Source organism: Shinella sp., assembly GCF_049651085.1.
Taxonomy (GTDB): Bacteria; Pseudomonadota; Alphaproteobacteria; order Rhizobiales; family Rhizobiaceae; genus Shinella.
Genome location: NZ_JBASBL010000005.1, coordinates 152,697 through 173,297, shown reverse-complemented (window position 1 = coordinate 173,297; position 20,601 = coordinate 152,697). Strand labels below are relative to the sequence as shown.

The 20,601-nt window shown below is 62.9% G+C and carries 22 protein-coding genes; 5 read left to right on the top strand and 17 right to left on the bottom strand.

Translation table 11 applies throughout. The annotated features are described in order from the left end of the window. Window positions 1–104 precede the first annotated feature (104 nt). On the top strand, window positions 105–1,184 hold the full coding sequence (gene flhB / locus WA950_RS03090) for a flagellar biosynthesis protein FlhB (protein ID WP_424550208.1): 1,080 nt from the start codon (window positions 105–107) through the stop codon (window positions 1,182–1,184). Between the two features lie 5 nt (window positions 1,185–1,189). Next, complete coding sequence (locus WA950_RS03085) at window positions 1,190–1,636, top strand: hypothetical protein (RefSeq protein WP_424550207.1); 447 nt, start codon at window positions 1,190–1,192, stop codon at window positions 1,634–1,636. A 72-nt stretch (window positions 1,637–1,708) separates the two neighbouring features. Here WA950_RS03085 and visR read toward each other — a convergent pair whose 3' ends face one another. From visR to WA950_RS03020, 13 genes are all read right to left on the bottom strand, one after another. Further along, a complete protein-coding gene (gene visR / locus WA950_RS03080) occupies window positions 1,709–2,452 on the bottom strand; it encodes a transcriptional regulator VisR (protein ID WP_424550206.1) in 744 nt (247 codons plus the stop codon). A gap of 11 nt (window positions 2,453–2,463) precedes the next feature. After that, the gene (gene visN, locus WA950_RS03075) at window positions 2,464–3,207 is read right to left on the bottom strand and encodes a transcriptional regulator VisN (protein ID WP_424550205.1); all 744 of its coding nucleotides are present in this window, start codon (window positions 3,205–3,207) and stop codon (window positions 2,464–2,466) included. Window positions 3,208–3,787: 580 nt separating this feature from the next. After that, a complete protein-coding gene (gene fliF / locus WA950_RS03070) occupies window positions 3,788–5,479 on the bottom strand; it encodes a flagellar basal-body MS-ring/collar protein FliF (RefSeq protein WP_424550204.1) in 1,692 nt (563 codons plus the stop codon). Between the two features lie 261 nt (window positions 5,480–5,740). Continuing rightward, window positions 5,741–6,130: a chemotaxis protein CheT gene (gene cheT, locus WA950_RS03065; RefSeq protein ID WP_424550203.1), complete on the bottom strand. Its 390-nt coding sequence runs from the start codon at window positions 6,128–6,130 to the stop codon at window positions 5,741–5,743. An 89-nt stretch (window positions 6,131–6,219) separates the two neighbouring features. Continuing rightward, complete coding sequence (gene cheD, locus WA950_RS03060) at window positions 6,220–6,774, bottom strand: chemoreceptor glutamine deamidase CheD (RefSeq protein WP_424550202.1); 555 nt, start codon at window positions 6,772–6,774, stop codon at window positions 6,220–6,222. After that, window positions 6,771–7,160, bottom strand: a complete 390-nt coding sequence (locus tag WA950_RS03055; protein WP_424550201.1) for a response regulator — start codon at window positions 7,158–7,160, stop codon at window positions 6,771–6,773. Before WA950_RS03055 ends, cheD begins: the two co-directional genes overlap by 4 nt. Further along, a complete protein-coding gene (gene cheB / locus WA950_RS03050) occupies window positions 7,160–8,218 on the bottom strand; it encodes a protein-glutamate O-methylesterase CheB (protein WP_424550200.1) in 1,059 nt (352 codons plus the stop codon). Before cheB ends, WA950_RS03055 begins: the two co-directional genes overlap by 1 nt. Further along, window positions 8,215–9,123, bottom strand: a complete 909-nt coding sequence (gene cheR / locus WA950_RS03045; RefSeq protein WP_424550199.1) for a protein-glutamate O-methyltransferase CheR — start codon at window positions 9,121–9,123, stop codon at window positions 8,215–8,217. Before cheR ends, cheB begins: the two co-directional genes overlap by 4 nt. After that, window positions 9,120–9,584, bottom strand: a complete 465-nt coding sequence (locus WA950_RS03040; RefSeq protein WP_424550198.1) for a chemotaxis protein CheW — start codon at window positions 9,582–9,584, stop codon at window positions 9,120–9,122. The genes cheR and WA950_RS03040 overlap by 4 nt, the downstream gene beginning before the upstream one ends. Before the next feature lie 6 nt (window positions 9,585–9,590). Beyond that, the gene (locus WA950_RS03035) at window positions 9,591–11,828 is read right to left on the bottom strand and encodes a chemotaxis protein CheA (protein ID WP_424550197.1); all 2,238 of its coding nucleotides are present in this window, start codon (window positions 11,826–11,828) and stop codon (window positions 9,591–9,593) included. Between the two features lie 17 nt (window positions 11,829–11,845). Next, window positions 11,846–12,211: a chemotaxis response regulator CheY1 gene (gene cheY1 / locus WA950_RS03030; protein WP_069059983.1), complete on the bottom strand. Its 366-nt coding sequence runs from the start codon at window positions 12,209–12,211 to the stop codon at window positions 11,846–11,848. Beyond that, a complete protein-coding gene (locus tag WA950_RS03025) occupies window positions 12,208–12,507 on the bottom strand; it encodes an STAS domain-containing protein (protein ID WP_424550196.1) in 300 nt (99 codons plus the stop codon). The genes cheY1 and WA950_RS03025 overlap by 4 nt, the downstream gene beginning before the upstream one ends. Before the next feature lie 129 nt (window positions 12,508–12,636). Then, window positions 12,637–14,232 carry a globin-coupled sensor protein gene (locus WA950_RS03020; protein WP_424550234.1) on the bottom strand — a complete coding sequence of 532 codons (1,596 nt, stop codon included), beginning with the start codon at window positions 14,230–14,232 and terminating at the stop codon, window positions 12,637–12,639. A gap of 625 nt (window positions 14,233–14,857) precedes the next feature. Between WA950_RS03020 and WA950_RS03015 the strand changes: the two genes are divergently transcribed. Then, a complete protein-coding gene (locus WA950_RS03015) occupies window positions 14,858–15,112 on the top strand; it encodes a GlsB/YeaQ/YmgE family stress response membrane protein (protein ID WP_424550195.1) in 255 nt (84 codons plus the stop codon). A gap of 51 nt (window positions 15,113–15,163) precedes the next feature. Here WA950_RS03015 and WA950_RS03010 read toward each other — a convergent pair whose 3' ends face one another. Further along, window positions 15,164–16,195, bottom strand: coding sequence for a hydroxyacid dehydrogenase (locus WA950_RS03010; RefSeq protein ID WP_424550194.1), 1,032 nt, complete (start codon window positions 16,193–16,195; stop codon window positions 15,164–15,166). Between the two features lie 64 nt (window positions 16,196–16,259). Beyond that, window positions 16,260–16,547, bottom strand: a complete 288-nt coding sequence (locus tag WA950_RS03005; RefSeq protein WP_424550193.1) for a hypothetical protein — start codon at window positions 16,545–16,547, stop codon at window positions 16,260–16,262. Between the two features lie 108 nt (window positions 16,548–16,655). Here WA950_RS03005 and WA950_RS03000 point away from each other — a divergent pair, with 108 nt between their 5' ends. Further along, window positions 16,656–17,282, top strand: coding sequence for a ribonuclease D (locus WA950_RS03000; protein ID WP_424550192.1), 627 nt, complete (start codon window positions 16,656–16,658; stop codon window positions 17,280–17,282). Between the two features lie 85 nt (window positions 17,283–17,367). Further along, window positions 17,368–18,606: a hypothetical protein gene (locus WA950_RS02995; protein WP_424550191.1), complete on the top strand. Its 1,239-nt coding sequence runs from the start codon at window positions 17,368–17,370 to the stop codon at window positions 18,604–18,606. A 3-nt stretch (window positions 18,607–18,609) separates the two neighbouring features. Here WA950_RS02995 and WA950_RS02990 read toward each other — a convergent pair whose 3' ends face one another. Both WA950_RS02990 and WA950_RS02985 read right to left on the bottom strand, forming a co-directional pair. After that, on the bottom strand, window positions 18,610–18,945 hold the full coding sequence (locus WA950_RS02990; RefSeq protein ID WP_424550190.1) for a DUF6665 family protein: 336 nt from the start codon (window positions 18,943–18,945) through the stop codon (window positions 18,610–18,612). Between the two features lie 57 nt (window positions 18,946–19,002). Further along, window positions 19,003–20,385, bottom strand: a complete 1,383-nt coding sequence (locus tag WA950_RS02985; protein ID WP_424550189.1) for a nicotinate phosphoribosyltransferase — start codon at window positions 20,383–20,385, stop codon at window positions 19,003–19,005. Window positions 20,386–20,601 lie beyond the last annotated feature (216 nt).

Below are 20,601 nucleotides of genomic sequence, written 5' to 3'. Positions count from 1 at the left end.
TCGGGCCGTTTGTTTTGGCCATCGCCAATGGCCGGGAGCATTTCCGCTTTCCCTGATCGCGAGACCGCTTCGTACTTTTGCTGGAATTGCTCTGGGAGCGCGACGTGTCGGACGAAGACAAGGACAGTAAAACAGAACTCCCGACCGAGAAGAAGCTGAGCGAAGCCATGGAGAAGGGCAACACCCCCTTCTCGCGTGAAATCACCATCTTCGCCTCGACGCTCGCGATCTATGTCTATCTCATCTTCTTCCTGCCGGACGGCGTCAGCCGCATGAACGAGACGCTGCGCGATTTCTTCGAGCAGCCCGAAGCCTGGAACCTGAAGACAGGAACGGATGTCATAGCAATATTCCGCCATCTCGGCTGGGAGGCCGCCACGCTCCTCCTGCCGATCCTGGCCATGATGATGGCGTTCGGCATTGCGTCCTCGGTCCTGCAGAACCTGCCGAGCCCGGTCATGGAGCGCGTGCGTCCGCAGATCAGCCGGCTCAGCCCGGTCAAGGGCCTCGGGCGCCTGTTCGGCAAGCAGGGCCTCGTCGAATTCGGAAAATCGCTGATCAAGATCCTGCTCGTATCCCTGGTCGTGGCGCTCGCCATGCAGGGCAACTACTTCGCCGCGCTCGACACCATGTTCTCCGAGCCCGCCACGCTGATCTACATGATGATGGCGGACATCAACAAGGTTCTGCTGATCGTCCTCTTCGCCACCGCCCTCATCGCAGGGCTCGACTTCGCCTGGACCCGCCATCACTGGTTCTCCGAACTGATGATGACGAAGCAGGAGGTGAAGGATGAAATGAAGCAGGCGCAAGGCGATCCGATCATGAAGGCGCGCATGCGCTCGATCCAGCGCGACCGCAACCGCCGCCGCATGATGACCGCCGTACCGCGCGCCACCCTCGTGATAGCCAACCCGACCCACTTCGCCGTCGCGCTCCGTTACGTGCGTGAGGAAGGCGACGCGCCGGTCATCGTCGCCAAGGGCCAGGACCTCATTGCGCTCAGAATTCGCGAGATTGCGGAAGAGAACGGAATTCCCGTTTTCGAAGACCCGCCGCTCGCACGCTCAATGTTTGCGCAAGTCTCGGTAGATAGTGTCATTCCACCGGTGTTCTACAAAGCCGTGGCGGAGCTGATTCACCGGGTTTATGCAGCCTCGCCCCAGACCAGACGGGTAAACTAGATCCGATGAGAAAATGCACCTTTTCTGCAGAGCGCGAGAAGATTGTTGCCGAAGCAATCTGCCCGGTCGCCACTGAGCTCAGACTGCTCGATGCCGCCGATCTCGTCTCGTTGTTGCGTTTCGAGTGCTACGGCAACCTGGCCGACCTGGTCTCCTCGGCGGCGGAACTCTATTTCCTGCCCGGCACCGTCAATTTCGGCGCCGGCGGCGACTATCGTCTCGATTGGGACACGGAACCGGAAGTGACGCTGGACATGGAACTGCGCCCGCAGGGCGTGACGATCTATGCCCGGCTCATGCTTCAGAAGGACAAGGCCGGGGTGGAGGTCACCCATGTCGCCTTCAACGAGCCGGCCGCCGATCCTGCCGACAACACAGACTTCCTGCGCAAGAGCCTGCAGGCAGCGCGCTACGTCAAGTCCGGCGGGCCATCGGCACAACACGCCCACTGACGAGCCAGGCGTTTCCCCTTCCCGTCATGGTCGGGCCTGTCCCGACCATCGACGCCAAAAGGCCCCATCCTGTCAGGTAATGTAGCCGAGGCGGATGGCCTTCGCGATCGCCTGGATGCGGTTGACCGCATCGAGCTTCGTGGTCGCCGTGCCGAGATAGGCGTTCACCGTGTGCACGGAGAGGCCCATCTTCTCGGCGATCGCTTCCGAGATGCAGCCGTCGCCGGCCATCTGGAGGCAGGCGAGTTCCCGGTCGCTGAGCGATCGGGCCGGTGTCAGCTTCTTTTCCTCGCCGGCCAGCATGTCGACGAACATCTGGCAGCTCTTCATGTGCATGTCGACGATGAGGTCGCTGGACGGCGCGGTGAAGGTGCCCATGAACAGCACGTAGCCATTGCCATGCGTTCCGAGGCGAACCGGGAAGGCCATGCCCGACCAGGGCAGCAGCCGCGCCGGAAGACGCGTGGTGAAGGGTCCGGCGGCCGATTCGACGAACTGGCTGTCGCCCGGTCCTTCCCAGATCATCGGCAGCATGGACGTTTCGAGATGAGCGAGCATCGCCGGCCCGTAGGCGTCGAGAAGCGCGCTGGCATTCCCGTCGGCGTCGTGAGCCCAGTTGTGCAGGGAAACCGTCAGCTTGCGCGCGGAGGGCAGACCATAGCCGGAGACGCGAAGCACCGCGAAATGCTCGGCGCCGACAATCGCCTGCATCACCTGTAGACGGGTGGTGAAATCGGATCCCCGCGCCACCTTCGGCGAACGCGCGAGCCGGATTTCCGTCTCCACGGCAGCGGGAGTGGAAAGCTGGATATCCATGACAGTCCTCCTCAGACCAGATTGTTGCGGACGGCCCAGGCGATCGCTTCGGACCGCGTCTTGGTCGCGGTCTTGCGCATCACGCTGGTGATGTAGTTGTTGATCGTGTTGCGCGAGATGCCGAGGATGACGGCGATCTCGTCGCTCGTCTTGCCTTCCGCGATCCAGTAGAGGCATTCGACCTCGCGTTCGGTCAGTTCCATCTCGCGGTCATGCCGGAGGATCGCTCCCTGGCAGCAGACGCTGGCGAAATAGCCGGTCATGACACCGACATCGCGTAGCTTGCTCTGCGACAGGATGAAATGTTCCGGGAACAGCAGCAGAAGCGACATGCGAGCCCGGCCGACATGGAAGGCGATGACGCAATATTCGCGGCTGATGCCTGCCGGCACCGTGACATCATCGGCAAGATGGCTGAAGCAGGGCTTCAACAGGCCGAAGCACTTGTCCAGTTCGCTCATGCGGGACTGGCTGGCAACGATAGCGCCCGCCATGCCACGAACCATGTCGAAGGGCCAGTCGGACGCCACCACGATGCCCAGGCCCGCCTCGGGCGAGACGTCATGACGGACGAGAAGATAGTGAGAGGCACTGACGTAATCCGTCAGGACCCTGAGACCCGAAGAGAGGCCGGCGCGATCCGCACAGCGTCCGAGATGTTGAACCAGAAGTTCACGCGCACTCTTACGCTCAACCGCCTCGACAGAGAATCCATAGGATTCCCTGGCCGAGACATCCGACCGGATCGTTTCCATAGTAGCCCCCTGTTCCGATTCCTAACGGCGATTCCCGCTTCCTTCCTGTCAAGCGAACGGTACCGTCCGAACTCCTACAGTCAGGCCGCATCAGCAAGAATCACCAAGCGAATCAGTGACTAAAGTGTACATCTCCGAAGGCTAAAAACCATCGCCATCTTCTCGGGATTTACTTTCGGCGGCACCTGTGAATCGATTTGACGACAGGTGATTTGCTATCCGCCCTGCGCGATCTCCTCAGCCCTGATTTTTGGTTAAATGCCTGTTAACCATTCAGCTTTTGGCTGTGGTAGCGTCTCAGCGCCTCCTGAAGGTAATGCTAATTCGAGCCGTGATTGCGCTGTTGGGGGATCTCACACAACCGGGAAGGCGGTGATTTTTTTCAGCAATCACGCGGGCGTGAACGCGCTGCCGGGGCGGGAACCCCCGATTGCGTGAGAATTGACGCAAATAGGCGGAACAGGCGTTGCCAAAATGCGACAGGAGGCGCTGAAACAACAGGCCGCCGCAATTTCATCGCAATGCAAAAGGCGCGACCGTTTCCGGCCGCGCCCTGCTCTTTTTCGTTTCGCCGAAACCGTCAGGCGGCTTCACTCTCCAAGGACCACTTGCGCAGGATCTTCGCAGCGCGCTCCTCGCTGATGTCGACCATGCGGCCGAGACGGCGTTCCGGGCCTTCCTTGACACGGCGGTTGAAGCCGTCGCCGTCGTCGCCTGCATTGAGCAGGTCGTCGGTGCTGTCGAAGCCGAAGTCCGCGCCGAAGCCGTCCATGAGCGTGGCGCCGGGGCCGTCGATGCCGCTGGCCGGCGAAAAGTCTGGAAGTTCGAGACCAGCCGCATCGCTTTCAAGCGCGCCGGCCGAAGCACCACCGCCGGTAACCGAGCGCACGGCAGGACGAAGGCCGAACCAGACAACCACGAAGGCGACGCCAAGGAAGGCAAGCGCGTTGATGATGCCGCCGAGATTGCGCGTCAGCACTTCGGTGACGCCCGGTCCTGCCACCGCTTCGTCAAGGAGCTGGTGGTCGAGGAATTCCATGGCCGTGATCGTGACGACGTCGCCGCGATCCGTCGTGAGGCCGGCCGCGGACGAGACGATCTTCTGCATGTCCGCAATATAGGCGTCGATCTTCGCCTGGTCTGCCGGCTCGCCGACCATGGCTGCAATGCGCGCACGGTTGACGACGACGGCGACCGACAGCTTTTCGACAGCGACGCCGTTGCGCACGGTCGCCACCGTCTTGCTGTTGATCTCGTAGTTGGTCTGCTCTTCCTTCTTGTCCGCCTCGTCGCTCGATTGCGGGCCGTCGCCATTGCCTTCAGGACCACCCTGCGGGATGTTCTGCTCGACAGTCGCGGCCTTGTTCAAGGTGTGCTGGCTGGACTTCTGGCTTTCCCGCGTCACGCGGACGGACCGCTCCACGCGCGATTCAGGATCGAAGACCGTCTCCTGGATCTGCTGCGTATCGGTGTTGAGGGCCGCGGTAACGCTGGCGCGGAAATTGTCCATGCCGAGGAAAGGGGCAAGCGCCTTTTCGATGTTGCGCTCTATTTCGCTCTGGACGGTCTGGACCGCCGTCAGCGAGCGGTTGAGTGCGCCGTTCGCCGGGTCGTCGCCGGAAGCCAGGAGCTGGCCGGCAGAATCGAGGATGGTCACGCCGTCCACTTCCAGGCCCGGCACCGAGGCGGCGACGAGATGGCGGATCGCGCCGGCCGCTTCGCGGCCGGCCTGCGCGCCTGCGCGGATCATGACGGAGGCCGTCGGCACCTGCTCGGCCTTGCGGAAGTTACCGCGCTCCGGCATCACGATGTGGACGCGGGCGGCGGCGATGCCGCTGATCTGCTGGATGGTACGGGCGATTTCGCCCTCGAGCGCCCTCACGCGCGTCACCTCCTGCATGAAGGAGGTGAGGCCGAGGGAGCCGACCTTGTCGAAGAGTTCGTAGCCGGAATTCGAGCTGCTCGGCAGGCCGCGTTCGGCAAGATAGAGCCGCGCCTTGCCTGTCTGGCCAACAGGAACGTCGATGCTTGCGCCATCCGTTCCGGTGTTGAAATCGATATTCGCTTCGGCGAGCGCCATGCTGATCTGGTTTACGTCGGTCTTTTCCAGACCGACATAAAGCGTCTCGTAGGCGGGCTTGTTCACCAATATCCCGGCGCCGAGCACGAGGCCGATCGAAACGACGGCGGCTCCCGCCAGCATCGCAAGTTTCGCCTGCCCCAGCGACGCCAGGTTCTTGTAGACTTTCGTCAACTGTTCCAACAGATTCATTCTGTTCCCGCACGGACTAGTCGCCTGGACACCGGCAGCCATGCCAACGCTATCAGACGCATTTTCAATCACGTGGGGCGGAAGCGACACATTTCCGCACGCGCCGATCTGCCCCATGGAGTACGCGGACCTAACTGATCCGGCTCGGAAACTAGACCGTGAAACTTGCGCGAGCGTTTCGTGCCGCGGCTTGAAGGCCCGGCAAACAAAAGACGGCGCCCAGGAGGCGCCGCCGAACAGATCAGTCGTGCTGGAAACCGCCTAGAAGGCCTCGAAGTCGCCGGCCGCCTTGCCAAGCGGCTGGGAATGGCCATGGCGCATGCCGTTGCTCAGAGCCTTCTGCATGTCGGCAAGCTTCACCAGATTGAGGGCGGTGGAGACGTCGACGGCCCAATCGCCCGGAATGCTTGCCGTGATCGTATCGATGAATTCGGCAAGGCCGCGCGTCTTCTGGACGGCGAGGTCGATGCCCTGCATCACCATCATGCGCTCGGCAGGGTCCGGCGCCGCCTCGGCATGGATGGCGGCGAGCTGTGGCTCGATCCGTTCGATGAGATAGGCGACATCGTGCAGTTCGGACACGATTCGCATCAGGACATCCGGAAGGGCTTCCTCCATGGCAGTCGCTGCAGTCAGATACTCGGCTTGCATGGGTTACCCTCTTCAGTACGGGCCGGCGGATCGACTGTCACGACCGGCAACGCAATACATTCGTACTTCTCTTCCTTCGAGCGACGCTCTCAGAAGAATTCGATAGAGCTTTCGACAGGCGTGACGACGCGTGCGGGCCTTTGCTCCAGCGCCACCGTCTTCTGCGTCTCGACGCCGGTCAGGGCGTATTGCCGGGCCCGGCCGCTCGATGGCCAGTATTCCAGCTTGCGCCCGTGCTCGCCGCCCGTGCTCTCGCTGACGACCTTGATCCCCTCGTCCGTCAGGAACTGCCGGGCAAAGCGCGCGTTCTGCTCGCCGACATTGGAGAAACGCGCGATCGTCCTCGCCCCGCCGAATATCTTCGCCTCCAGCCGGTCGCGACGCGCACCCTGCTTCAGAAGACCGTTGATCAGGAGTTCCATCAGATGCACGCCGTAGCGCGTGGCGTCGCCTCCCGAGGCCATGGCCTCGGCAGAACCCGGCAGCAGGAAATGATTCATGCCACCAACGCCAATGACCGGGTCGCGCATGCAGGCGGCCACGCACGAACCGAGAATGGTGGTGAGCACCACATCCGGATCGTTGAGGACCTTGTATTCGCCCTGGATGACGTGGACGCGACGCGCCCCGGCTTCTGATATCATTTCAATGCCCCGAACACGGCTTCAATCGCCGCCTTCATCTTTTCGATGGTGAACGGCTTGGCCAGAACGTTGTTCGCGCCGAGCGCGGCCGCCTTCTGCACCAAAGCCCGGTCGCCCTGGGCGGTCAGGATGATGAAGGCCGCCTTCTTGGTGGTCGGGTTCGACCGCACCGCCTGGAGGAATTCGATTCCGTCCATCTTCGGCATGTTGAAGTCGGAGATGACGAGGTGGTGCGGCTGCTGGGTCATGATGGCCATGCCCTGCGCGCCGTCGCCGGCAGCGGTGATCTGCTTGAAGCCGAGCTGTTGCAGGGCATCGCCCAGCAGCAGACGGCTCGTCACCTGGTCGTCAACGATAAGAACTTTGATTTTTTCGGCGATAGACATTATTCGCTCCCTTCTCTACGGGCCGCAGTGATCTTCAGGATTTCCTCCCCAATGGAGGAGAGCGGAAACTGGTGTTCGACCGCGCCGAGTTCGAAAGCCACTCTTGGCATTCCATACACGACGCAGGTTTTTTCGTTCTGGCCGATGGTCCGTGCGCCTGCATGGCGCATTTTCAAAAGGCCCGCCGCCCCGTCCCGGCCCATGCCGGTCAGGATGGCGCCGACGGCATTGCGGCCGGCAAGTTCTGCAACCGAATCGAACAGCACATCCACCGAAGGACGATGGCCGTTGACCGGGTCCCGATCCACCAGCCGGCAGCAAGGCGCATGCGGGTTGGAGACCTGGAGATGACGTTCACCGCCGGGCGCCAGATAGATCTTGCCGATCTCCAAGCGCGCGCCATCCGTCGCTTCCTGCACGACGGGCGCGCAGATGCGGTTGAGCCGCTCGGCAAAGCTTCTGGTGAAGGTCGGCGGCATATGCTGGGTAATGACGGTCGGCGGGCAGTTCACCGGAAATTTCTGCAGGACGGCGATGAGCGCTTCGACGCCCCCCGTCGAGGCCCCGATGGCGACGACCTTGCGGCCGACCTTGTAGCTGGCGACCGGATGGACATTGGCGGCGCTCGGCGCAAGCGCCGGCGCGTCCGTGCGGATATACCGGTGCTGCGAACGGGCCGCGGCCTTCACCTTCTCGGCAAGGTCGCCAAAGGGACGGGCATCGCCCGGCTGTGGTTTGCCGACGCAATCGAAGGCGCCGATTTCCAGCGCCATCAGCGAGGCTTCCGCCCCGCGATGGGTCAGCGTCGAGACCATGATGACCGGCATCGGCCGGAGCTTCATGATCTTGTCGAGGAATTCGAGCCCGTTCATGTTCGGCATCTCGATATCCAGCGTCACGACGTCCGGATTGAGCTGCTTGATCGCGTTGCGGGCTTCCATCGCGTCACCGGCCTGTCCGATGACGTTCACATCCGGATCGGAATTGAGAACGGCCGTGATCAGGCCGCGCATGGTCGGTGAATCGTCGACGACAAGTACGCGTGCGGGTGCCATCATGCGCCCTTCCCCCTGTTCTTGCCGATGTAGCGGTAGGTTGTGATGCCGATATTGTCGAACTGGTTCTTCGCATCGCCGGAGACGCGCTCGGAATGGCCGATATAGAGGTGGCCGTTGTCGGCGAGCATCCCGCCAAAGCGCGACCAGATCTTCATCTGCGTCGGCTCGTCGAAATAGATGACGACGTTGCGGCAGAAGATGACGTCGAACGGGCCCTTGAACGGCCATTGCGCCATCAGGTTCAGCTCGTTGAAGGTGATGAGCCGCTTCACCCGGTCGTCGATCTGCCACTTCTGCCGGCCGCCGGCATCGGCCTCACGGAAGAACTGCTTGCGCATGGCCGGCTCGACGGTTTCCAGCGCCGTCGCGTCATAGGCGCCGGCACGGGCGACGGCGAGGATCTTCGGGTCGATATCCGTCGCAAGAATACGGAAGTCGTAGTCGCCGACATTCGGCATCATCGACTGGACCGTAAGCGCGATCGAATAGGGCTCCTGCCCGTCGGAACAGGCAGCGGACCAGATGCGAACGCGCCCGCCATTGCGGGCCCGCGCGAGCAGGTCCGGCAGAACGTCGCTCTTCAGATGGTCGAAATGGTGGTTCTCACGGAAGAAACGCGTGAAATTCGTCGTCAGGTGCGACAGCATTTCCTTGCGCGGCACCGCACCGGCGGGCGAGGAGACCAGGGCGCAATACTCCCGGAACCCCTTGAGACCGAGCGCGCGAATATGCTTCGACAGACGTGAATAGACGAGCGAGGCCTTGGTCTCGTTGAGGTAGATGCCCGCATCCGCATAGATCATTGCTGCAATTTCGGAGAGATCCTTGCGCGTCAGCGGATACTCGCCGCTCGCCAGGCACTCGTCCGGAGATTGCCTCACATCGATGGCCGAGGAATAGGTCATGCTGCTTCGCTTTCCGAATACGGGAACAGGGCATCGAGTTCGATGAGGCAGATCATGCGGCCCTCGATGGCGAGGATGCCGCGGGCATAGGATTTTTCCGCATCATTGGCGATGTCCGGCGTCGCCTGCACGTTCTCGTCGGTCATCGTCAGGATGTCGGAGACGGCATCGACGAGCAGTCCCACCACCTTGTGCCCGACCTGGGCGACGATGATGACGTGACGCGCGGTCGGCTCGGCGGGCTTCATGCCGAGCCGAAGCGACATATCGACGATCGGCAGCACCGCGCCGCGCAGGTTTATCAGACCCAGAACGTAGTCAGGCGCGTGCGGCATCGCGGTCGCCGGGGTCCATCCACGGATTTCCCGAACCGACATGATGTTCACGCAGAACTCCTGATCGCCAATCCGGAAGGCAATCAGTTCACGTCCTTGGGTGAGATTTTTGACCGCGTACGTCATGGATCCTTAACCGGTGGCAGCGAGCGAAATGTCTTGTTTCATGGACTGGCCACGCGATGCGGAAACCACCGCATCGACGTCCAGGATGAGGGCCACGCGGCCGTCGCCGAGAATGGTCGCGGCGGCGATGCCCGGCACGTGGGTATAGTTCGCCTCCAGGCTCTTGATGACGACCTGGCGCTGGCCCTGGATCGCATCGACCATGAGGGCACGCTGGCCGCCACCTTCCGATTCCACCAGAAGCGCAACACCATCGATCGGGTTTGCCTGCGTGGCGCGGAAATTGAGAATCCGGCCGACATCCACCAGCGGGCAGAAGGAATTGCGGATCGAGATCAGCCGCTGCGAGGCGCCGAAGGAATGGATCGCGGCGGCTTCCGGCTGGAGCGTCTCGACGATGGCGGTGAGCGGCACGACGAGCGTCTGGCCGGCGACCGTGACCACCATGCCGTCGAGGACGGCCAGCGTCAGCGGCAGGCTCATTGTGAAGACGGAGCCCTGGCCCGGCTTGGAGGAGATCGAGATGCGGCCGCCGAGCGCCTGGATCGAGCGCTTGACCACATCCATGCCGACACCGCGGCCGGAAAGGTCCGAAACCTTGTCGGCGGTGGAAAAACCGGCATGGAAGATCAGGTTGTCGATTTCCTCGTCCGACAGGTTTGCATCGGCCGCAATCAGGTCGTTGTCGATGGCCTTCTGGCGCACCCTCTCCCGGTTGATGCCCGCGCCATCGTCGGCAAGCTCGATGACGATGCGGCCCGAACGGTGTTTTGCGGTCAGGCGAACGGTGCCTTCCGGGTTCTTGCCGAGCGCTTCGCGCTTTTCCGGCATTTCGAGGCCGTGGTCGACGGCGTTGCGGATCATGTGCGTCAGCGGCTCGGCGAGCTTGTCGATGACCGTCTTGTCGACTTCGGTATTCTCGCCTTCCGTGATGAGGCGAACCGACTTGCCGGTAATATCGGCGATTTCACGAACGGTACGCGCCATGCGCTGGAAGACCGGCTTTACCGGCTGTGCGCGGATCGCCATCACCGAATCCTGGATCTCGCGGGTGAGCTGCTGCAACTCTTCGAGGCCCATATTGATCGAGGACGTGCCGTTGCTGTCGTTTTCGACGACGCTCTGCGAGAGCATTGCCTGGTTGATGACAAGCTCGCCGACAAGGTTGATCAGGCGGTCGACGCGGTCGAGATCGACGCGGATGGTCTGGCCGGCGCTGGCGGCCTGGCTGGCCTGTGCGGCGCTTGCCGCGGCAGCCTTGGCATTCTCCGCGGCGCGGCTTGCGACCTGGGAGACCTTGCTTGCGGTTTCGGCGGCAGCAAGGGCGGCGGCGGCGTCGCTTTCGATAGCGGCCTCTTCACCGTCGACAGTGCCGCTGTCGTCGAGCATCGACAGATCGAACGGCACAGGCTGCATCGGCGGCTCTTCGCCCTGCGGCGCCTCGACGGCGACCTCCTCCTCGATCGTATGGATGTCGAGATCACAGTCCCATTCGGCGAATTCGAAGACGCTGCGAACGCCATCCTCGCCCTTTTCGGTCGTCACCGAGATCTTCCAGGAGAAATAGGCTTCCTCCGGGCTCATCTTGTCGAGCGGCGGCAGGCTGTCCATGTCGCAATGGACGCTCATTTCGCCAAGGCGCGAGAGATCGCGCAGCAGCAGGACCGCTTCGTTGCCCTTGGCATAGAGATCCTTCTTCGGCTTGAAGAGAACCTGGCAGGTCGGAACGTAGTGGGCTGCCGGCTCTTCGTCGAAATCGCCGAAGGAGAACGGGATTGGCTGAAAGCCATCTTCATTGACCGCCGGGGCAGCGACTGCGGCTGCGGCTTTCGGCGCGGGGGCTTCGGCGGCGGCCGGCGCCTCGCCATTGGCCAGCGCGTCCAGCTCGCGGATCAGGGCGCGGCTGCGCGCCTCGTCGACGCTTCCGCCGTCGCGCGCTGCATTGGTCAGGTCCGCCAGCACGTCGGCGGATTTCAACATGACCTTCAGGACGTCCTGCGTGGGTTCCAGCTTGTTGGATCGAACGCAATCCAGTGTCGTCTCGAACACATGGGCGAAGGAGACGAGGTCATCGAGGCCGAATGCGCCGGCACCGCCCTTGATCGAATGCACGGCACGGAAGACGGCGTTGACCGTCTCCGGGTCGCGATCCCCGTCATTCAACTTCAAGAGACCGGATTCCAGCTCCGCGAGTTGCTCCTCGCACTCCTGGAAGAAGATCTCTTTGATTTCGTTCATATCCATCGCGGAAAATCCTCGATTTAGGCGGTTACGCGCTCGATTGCGTCGATCAGCTTGGTCGGATCGAAAGGCTTGACGATCCAGCCCGTTGCACCGGCCTGGCGGGCGCGGTTCTTCTTCTCCGCGTCGCTTTCGGTGGTCAGGACGAGGATCGGAATGGCACGGTACTTTTCGTTGCGGCGAACGCCCTCGATGAAGCCGAAGCCGTCAAGACGGGGCATGTTGATGTCGGTGACGATGACATCCGGGTTCGCGTTCTCCAGGACTTCCAGGCCCTCGATGCCGTCTTCGGCCTGGATGGTCTCGAAACCTGCATTGTTGAGGGTGACCAGAAGCATGTTCCGGATCGTCCGTGAATCATCCACGGTCAGTACTTTTTTCTTCATTGCCTAGCCTCCTGTGCCAGCAAGTGATCGATGTTCACGCCGATAAGCTGCATCGTCTTCATGAAGGAATCCGACATCTTACCGAAGGTGAAAGGCTGCTTGTCCTCTTCCCAGCTCTTGGCGCCGGCCATGAGGACCTGGGCGCAGAGCGCGCCGACCCGTTCGACCGCCGAAGCATCGATGACGAGCGGATTGCCCTTGAGAGCCATCAACTGCGCATGCAGCGCCGTCGCCTCGTTGAGATCGAGGACGGGGGCAAGGCTTAGACTTTTCTGAGCGGCTTTCTTGCTCGCCATTAGCGTGTTCCTTGTCTGCGTCTTTGCAAAACCAACATTGCATTGCCCGAAGCGACGGGCGGCTGGCTCTCATCGGAAAGCCGGCTGCGTGCCGTCGAAAACCAGTGTCTCGGCCGTCTGTTGTCCATCTCAGCCACCAAAGCCAACGGCGCGTGCCGAGAGGTATTCCAGGGGAGAAGACGGTGTTTCGCTGCGTTCCGTCGCGCGCGCCTCTGCCTGCGCGGGGCGTGCCGGGCGGCGGAGGTCGCGCTGCGACGAAACATGGAATTCGCGGATCGTACGACCGAGTTCGAGAATGACGGCGTGGAGGTCGCCGCCTGCCCCGCCGAGACGCTCCGCATCCGCGGCGTCCGCCCCGAGCGCACGGCCGGCCCGGCCGATATCGGCCGAGACCCCGTCCAGCCCTTCGGCATCGACGGCGCTTTCGCGCACGATGCCGGTGATGGCACCGTTGATGTCCTCGACCTGGCGCACGATATTGCCGATGGCATCCTGGGTGCGGTGAACGTGCTCGACGCCGGCGTCGACCTGCGCCTTGGTGCCCGTCACGAGCTGCTTGATCTCGCGCGCGGCATCGGCCGAACGCTGGGCGAGCGCGCGCACTTCCTGCGCGACGACCGCGAAGCCGCGGCCGCTGTCGCCGGCGCGGGCCGCCTCGATGCCCGCGTTGAGCGCGAGAAGATTGGTCTGGAAGGCGATCTCGTCGATCACGCCGATGATCTGGCCGATCTTTTCCGCCGAGGCCTCGATATCCGCCATCGCCGACATCGCTTCGCCGACAATGTTGCCGCTGAGCGCGACGGACTGCTGGGTGGATGCGGCGGCGGACTGGGCCTTGCGCGTTTCGCCGAGGGTCTGGCGAACGCGCTCGACGATGCTGCCGAGCGCATTGGCCGTCTCGATCAGATGGGTCGACTGTTCCGATGAACGGGCCGAGAGCGCCGTGGCGTCGGACGCCAGCGTATCGACGAGGCGATCGCTTTCGCTGGCGCGATCGGCGGCGCAGACGAGGCGTGACTGGATTTCATCGAGCGCGCCGTTCAGCGTCTCGGCAAGCTCCTGCCAGGCCTCCGGTATCTCGCCGGAAACGCGCGCGGAAAAATCGAGTTCGGACAGGCTGCGGATCGTCTCGCCGAAAACGCGGTCGAGTTCGGCGCGATCCTCGCGGCGCTGTTCGCCGAGCGCCCGCTGGTGGGAATGGCGCAATTCGTTGAAGCGCAGGGAGACGCCGATCTCCACATCGACCATCGCCGTGCGCAGGAAGGCAGAGACCAGCTCGGTCAATTCCTTGCGGCGGGCCTTGCCCCCGCCGAGGATGGATTTCGGCCAATATTCCTCGATGAGACCGGTGACGACCGTCTCGAGCACGACCGAGTGACCGGCGATGCGCCAGCGCGGGTCCAGGCCCATCTGGCTTTCGGTATCGGCAAGAACCTTGACCCGCTCGGCATAGAGCCCGTCGAAGCGCGCATCGGTGAGTACGCTCCAGTGTGAGCTCTGGAGGTCGTGCAGGCGGTCGATCTGGCGCTCGCTCTGGAAGTGGCGGGCGGCGGCAGGGAAGGTCTGGAAACGCTGGAAGAGGTCACGCAACGCCGTTTCGACATGCCGTTCGAGCGTCTGGCGATGGCGGCGCAGAACGTCGCCCTCGGCGCTATCCATCCCGGCAAAACGCAAACGGTCGCGCAGGCTGCTTGCCTGTCCCGTTCGTGCCTGTTCTGCCGGCATTTCCTGCACCAGTCTTCTCCCAAATCAACGATGCCCGGTTACCCGAAATGGACGACCGGCTGAATTTTCATGGAGAAGAGGTTGGCTGGCCAAGCCGTGCTCACGCGGCGGCGTGCGCCTTGGAGCCAGCGCATGAGGATGCCAACCGTCGATCCATGATCAAATTCGGTGAAACTCGAATACCGGCTCGGTTCCGGTACGGCGGTTCGGCATCATGCCTGGGTGAGAAACGGCGAATTTCCCATTCCGACGCGTAGAGCAATGTTTATGGTTAATTCCTTGCCTGAAGGTTAATAATCCCTACCTTGCTTCTGGCCTTGCTAAAATTAACACGATCCGACGTTGCGCAAGCCACGGACAAGCTCGCCTGGGTAGTGTACCCGCATGGCTGGCAATGACGCCAGGGAGAACAGGCAATGATTGTTCTGGGACTGGGCGCCGCGGTGATTGCTTGCGCAACGCTGATGGCGATTTATCTTCTTCTCGATATCCAAGCGGGGCGTGCATCGGCCAAAGCCCGGGTTTTCTGATCCCCCGGCGATATCTTCCCCAAGAGCCCTTGCTTTCCCCAAAACGGCTGCCAGATTCAGCACTGACAGAATGATACTGTCAAAGGGAGCACAATATGGGCATTGAAAGCGTTCTGGTTTTCCTCATCGTCGGCGCCATTGCGGGCTGGCTCGCAGGCCTCATCGTCTCGGGCTTCGGTTTCGGGCTTGTCGGCAATATCGTGGTCGGCATCGTCGGTGCCTTCATCGCCGGTTATCTCTTCCCGGCAATCGGCATCAGCCTCGGCAGCGGTCTTGTCGCCGCCATCATTCATTCCACGATCGGCGCGGTGATCCTGCTCGTGCTCATCAAGGTCATCAAGCGCGCCTGATTGCACTGTCGAATACCGAAGGCCGTGGCGGCTTCCCGCCACGGCCTTTTTTCAGTTCACACTGACCGGCTTCGAGCGCATGCGCGAGACCGTCTCGCGCTCCGCCCGCTTGCAGCGCATCGGCGGCAGGCCGCGATCCATCAGCGCCATGTCCTCCAGCACCATGTCCCCCATCTTCTTGAAGGCGCTGTCGAGCGCACCGGCCCGATGCGCCGAACGCACGAAACCGGGAAGGCTGCGCACCGGATGGTCCGGCGGCAGCGGCTCCTGCGGATAGACATCGCTCGCCGCAACGATATGGCCGGACCGAACGGCAGCCATCAACGCATCGAAATCCACGACATCCGCCCGGCTGAGCAGGATGAAGGCCGCGCCCTTGCGCATGGAGGCGAAGGCCTCGGCACCGAGGAACTGCTTGTTCTCGCTCGTCACCGCCGCGACGACGAAGACGAAGTCGCTCAGCGCCAGAACCTCGGATAGCGACGCCGGATCGACACCCGCCTCGCGCAGCATGGAAGGCGGCAACCAGGGATCGAAGACCCGGATCTTCGCGCGGAAGCCGGATAGAACCCGGTTCAGCGCCCGGCCGAGATCACCGAAACCGACGATACCGATCTGCGAGCCCGAAAGAAGGCGCGCCGAACCGTTGCCCTCCCCGCCCCACAGCTCGCGGCCCTCGCGGAAGGCGACGTCCGCATCAATGATCCCACGGGCAAGGTTCAGCGCCATGGCAAGACCAAGCTCGGCAACCGGCTCGGCAAACACCTGCCCCGTCGTCACGACATGGATGCCGCGCTCGAACAGGATCTCGTAGGGCATGTTGTTGAGGAGGTTGCTTTCGACGTTCAGGATGGAGCGCAGGCCTGGCATGCGCGCCAGCGTCTCGGCCGAGAGCGGCGGCTGGCCGAGAATGTACCGCGCCTTCGAGAGCACGCCATCGCCAAGTCCGGCAATGTTTTCCGGGTCCGCCTCGACGATGCGGTAGGTGCGGCGAAGCTCGGCCTCGGCGGCCGGGGTAAAGATGAGGTCGAGCGTGCGCGGCTCGGGCGCGCTGATTACCAGCGGCAGGGTTTCGTCGGTCATGGCTCCTCCTGGTCGGCTTCGACCAAGTGGTAGCACGGACGCCGCCGGCGGCAACCCCTGCCGATTACCAGTTCATGCCACGCAGCGAGCGCTCGCGGGAAAGCGGCGTGCGCGTACCGCTGAACGTCACGCCGTTCTGCTCGCAGACATAGACGTTGCGCGGCATCCAGCGCGAGTTGCTGGAGCTTGGCGGAACCTCCACCTTCAGCTCGCAAACCACCGGATTCTTGTCGCTGTACTCCTCGGTGGCATCGGAGGGCACGACGCCGGGAAGATCCTTGAAGGCCTGCGCCTGACCGCCGGACACCGACATCAGGACAGCCAAAACGGCAAGCGAGGTTCGTGCTATCATCATCATTTCCGGCAAGGCCGGCCTTCCGCATTCTCAAATGAGGTACCGCAGGCAGGCAACATGCGCTATAGGCCTGCGGACGTTCAGACAGCTTAGATGGGGTTTTTCATGGCAAGTACAATCCGGTATCACGAAGGCGACATTTCGGCAGTCGACGCTGCCCGCTATACCGGCGCCATCGCCATCGACACCGAGACGCTTGGCCTCATCCCGCGGCGTGACCGCCTTTGCGTGGTGCAGCTTTCGCCGGGCGACGGCACGGCGGATGTCATCCGCATCGCCGCCGGCCAGAAGCAGGCGCCGAACCTCGTCGCCATGCTGGAAGACCCGACCCGCCAGAAGATCTTCCACTACGGCCGCTTCGATATCGCCGTGCTGTTCCACACCTTCGGCGTCACCACCACCTCGGTCTTCTGCACCAAGATCGCCTCGCGCCTGACCCGTACCTATACGGACCGCCACGGTCTCAAGGACAATCTCAAGGAAATACTCGAGGTCGACATTTCCAAGCAGCAGCAGTCCTCCGACTGGGCGGCTGAAACGCTTTCCCAGGCGCAGCTCGAATATGCGGCCTCGGACGTGCTGCACCTGCACGCCCTGCGCGACAAGCTCATGGCCCGCCTCGTGCGCGACGGCCGGCTTGCCCATGCGGAAGCCTGTTTCACCTTCCTGCCGACCCGCGCCAAGCTGGATCTGCTCGGCTGGGACGAGACCGACATCTTCGCCCACAGCTGAGCGAAGCGCCCGGATCGGGCGCAAACAGGCTTAACGCTCGGTTAACAGCATCGGCATTATCCTTCCGGCAAGACCGGAGATTGCCATGCTGACACCCTTGCAAAGCGCACAGTCCACTGCCGCCGTTTCGGCAATGCAGTCGATCGTTGAGACGCTTGAGGATCGCCGCCGCGAAGACGCGGAAAAGGCGAGCGGGCGCAAGAACGACGACACCCGCGAGCAGACGCACCTGCAATCGGACGATACCGCGCGCCAGGCCAATGCCCGCATCAACGAACATTTCTTCGGCAGCAATTCCCGCGGCGCCGATACGCTCGCCAAGCTCATCTCGCGGTTCAGCGATACGCTCGGCATCGCCCAACAGGAGGGTGAGAACACTCGCGCCTTCGCCCAGCGCCTCGCCGACAGGCTCACCCTCGTCGATGCCGTCAGACTGCCGGGCAAGGGCAGCACGCTCAGCGTCTCGCTCCGCTCGCTCGGTACGACGCTGTCGGCCGTAAAGGAGGCGATGAGCGGCCCCTCGGACGATGCCGCCGCCAATCTCGTCGCCCGCCTCGCCCTGACGACGGGCGTCCTGCCGGGCGAGAACGAGGCGGATGCCGACTTCGAGCTGCGCCTCTCCACCATGCTGACGCGTCAGCGCGGCGAACTGCCGACAGACGTCACGACGCTGGAAGAGAAATCCGGCCTGTCAGATCTCGGCCTCAAGGCCGCCGACCTCATCGCCGCGATCCGCAATCCCTACGGTGCCGAAGCCGAGCGCGTGAAGGAAGCGCTGGCCGAGAAGGCCAGCGAGGAAAAGGCGCTGACGCCGGAAATGCGAAAAATCCTCGCCCGGCTCGAGGACACGGCGAACCCGAAGACGATCGAGGAATTGAAGCTCGAGCGCACCAGGCGCGACCCGACGCGGATCGAGGACGCGCAAACCCGTGGAGAGCGCGAGGAAACGATCCGCGACCTGGAAGCAGGCGAAAAGCTTGAAGACATAAAGGCGCTTCAGGACGCCGTCGGCCGTGCCCATGACGACGCGACAACGGGCCGGGCAGACGGCAAGAAACCTGTCGACGCGCTCGACACGATCCAGCTCCTGGCCGCCGGCGCCGAGGCGACGGAAGCCTCCGAAATGGCAGCCGCGAAATCCGGCGAGGACCAGTCCGCGAACAAGGATGCTCCTGCCGAAACCAGCGGCGAGGCGCTTCACAACCTCGATGCGGCAAGCATACGCGAGCAGCAGGAACGCGAAGAGGCGAAGAAGGACATCTTCGCGCTGCGCGTCGACGACAACGGTATCTACGATCTCATCACCCGCCAGCTCGTCGCCTGACGGCTACGGCTTTTTACGGACGATGCCGAGCCTTGCCATGACTTCAGGGGGAATGGCGTAGCGGCGGATCGCGTCTTTCTGGCTGCGCAGGCCGCACATTTCCCGTGTGATGAAGAAGGCCCAGACCTTGTCGGCGGCATCGTTGAGAAGGTCTTCGCGTTCCGCTACGCCGCAGCCCGCGGCAAGGCGCTCGGACAGCAACGCCAGCGCCTTCTCCACCTTCAGTCCGTGCCGGCCGAGCGAGTCAGCCCGCTCAGACATCAGTTCGTATTCGAGGATATTGAGCCCCGTCTCCTTCGTGAAGGAAGGGGCGAGCGCCTGCGGTGGACGAACCGTCATCTCTCGTCTCCAGTCATGGATACAAGATGGAGCGGCAAACGCCCGATCGCAAGAGCATCAGGCGGCGCGGGCGCGCACCTGTTCGAAGGTCCAGTCGACAAGAAGCGTGCCGTCGCGCCAGACCGGTTGCAGCCGGTTTTCGCGGCCTGCGAGCTGGTCGATACGTGCGCCTTCGAGGCCGCTGTAGCTTTCGACCACCGCCTGCCGGCCGGCCTTCGAGGCCTTGAGGTTCATGGTGGCCGGACGCTTGTATACATCGTGCCAGACGCCGGCCATGTCCTGCCGGGCATTGGCCTTCATGGCGAAGGAATAGGTGTCGCGGTTGACCCGCTGCAGCAGCCCCGCGCCCATGCCGAAGGCGATGTTTTCGGCGGAAAAGCCGAAGGCCTCCAGCCGGCCGAGAATGAGGCCGATATCGGCCGGCGAGATGCCGTCGCCCTGGATGACGCGCACGCTGTTGTCGAGCACCTTGTAGCCCTTGGCGTTGAGGTGCGTGCCGAAGGCATAGGCGAGCTGGCGCACGACCTGCACCGGCGTTTCCACCGGATCGCCGCTGTCCGGCCTGACGACGAGCGTGCCGCCGGCGGTCTGCACCCGCGCCTTGAGCTGCTTGCCCCAGATCTCCGCAACGGCATTGTTGATGTCGTAGCTGTCGGAGACCACGGCATAGAGGCCCTTGCTGCCGAACTTGTCGATCATGTTGCCGTAGGCTTCTGCCTCACGCTCCTGCCCCCAGGAGGTCATGGTCGAGTGCTCGGACGCCGGGATCGAGAAGCCGGCCATTTCCGCGCCGTAGTAGCGGCGGGCATAGAGCACCGCGCTCATCGTATCCGTGCCCATGAAATTGACGAGATGCGCGCTGCCGCCGATGCCCGCCTGCTCGAAACTGCTCGTGCCGCGCGCGCCGAAATCGTGCAGGCGGAAAGGCAGGACCGCGGCCGGATCGTCGCAGGTCTTTTCCAGGATCGGCTGGATGATCTGCTTCACCTTGCGCGAGTTGGAGGCGACCGTGCTCGGATACCAGATGGCCCGCAACAGCGCGGTCTCAATATAGGAAGCCAGCCAGTAGCAGGCAGGATCGGTATTGACGACCTGCACGACCGGCACGCCGCGCCGCACCAGCGTGCCTTCCGGCAGCGCCTCGATGAGGAGCGGCAGGAAGCCCCCATGCGTCTTGACGATATGCGTCCAGCCTTCCCGGTTGAACGGCAGGCCGTGCGCCGTGACGAAAGCCTCGGCCTCGTCCACATCCGCCATCGTCACCGGTTTCGACAGATATTCCTTGAGGAACATCTGCAGGCCGTAGAACAGCACCTCCGCGTGATCGGAATGGCCGCGTGCCTCGACATAGGAGGAAATGGCCCGGGTCTCCGGCGGATATTGCAGATAGTGGCTGAACTTGTAGCTGTCGGTATTGAGGATGAGGTTGGTGAGGTTCATCAAGGGTCTCCGCCGCATCCGCAGCCCACAAACCACCGCCGGCCAACAGTGCCGGCAAGATTTACGCGAGCCGAGCATAAGGGGCAAGAGGCGTGATTGACCGGAAATTTCGCCCCCCCCGGATACTGCGTATGCGAGGGTTTTCAGCAACCGTTAGCATTTGGTTAACCATAAAATGCCATTTGTAAGGCTAGGAGATTGTTCGGAGTAACGGGG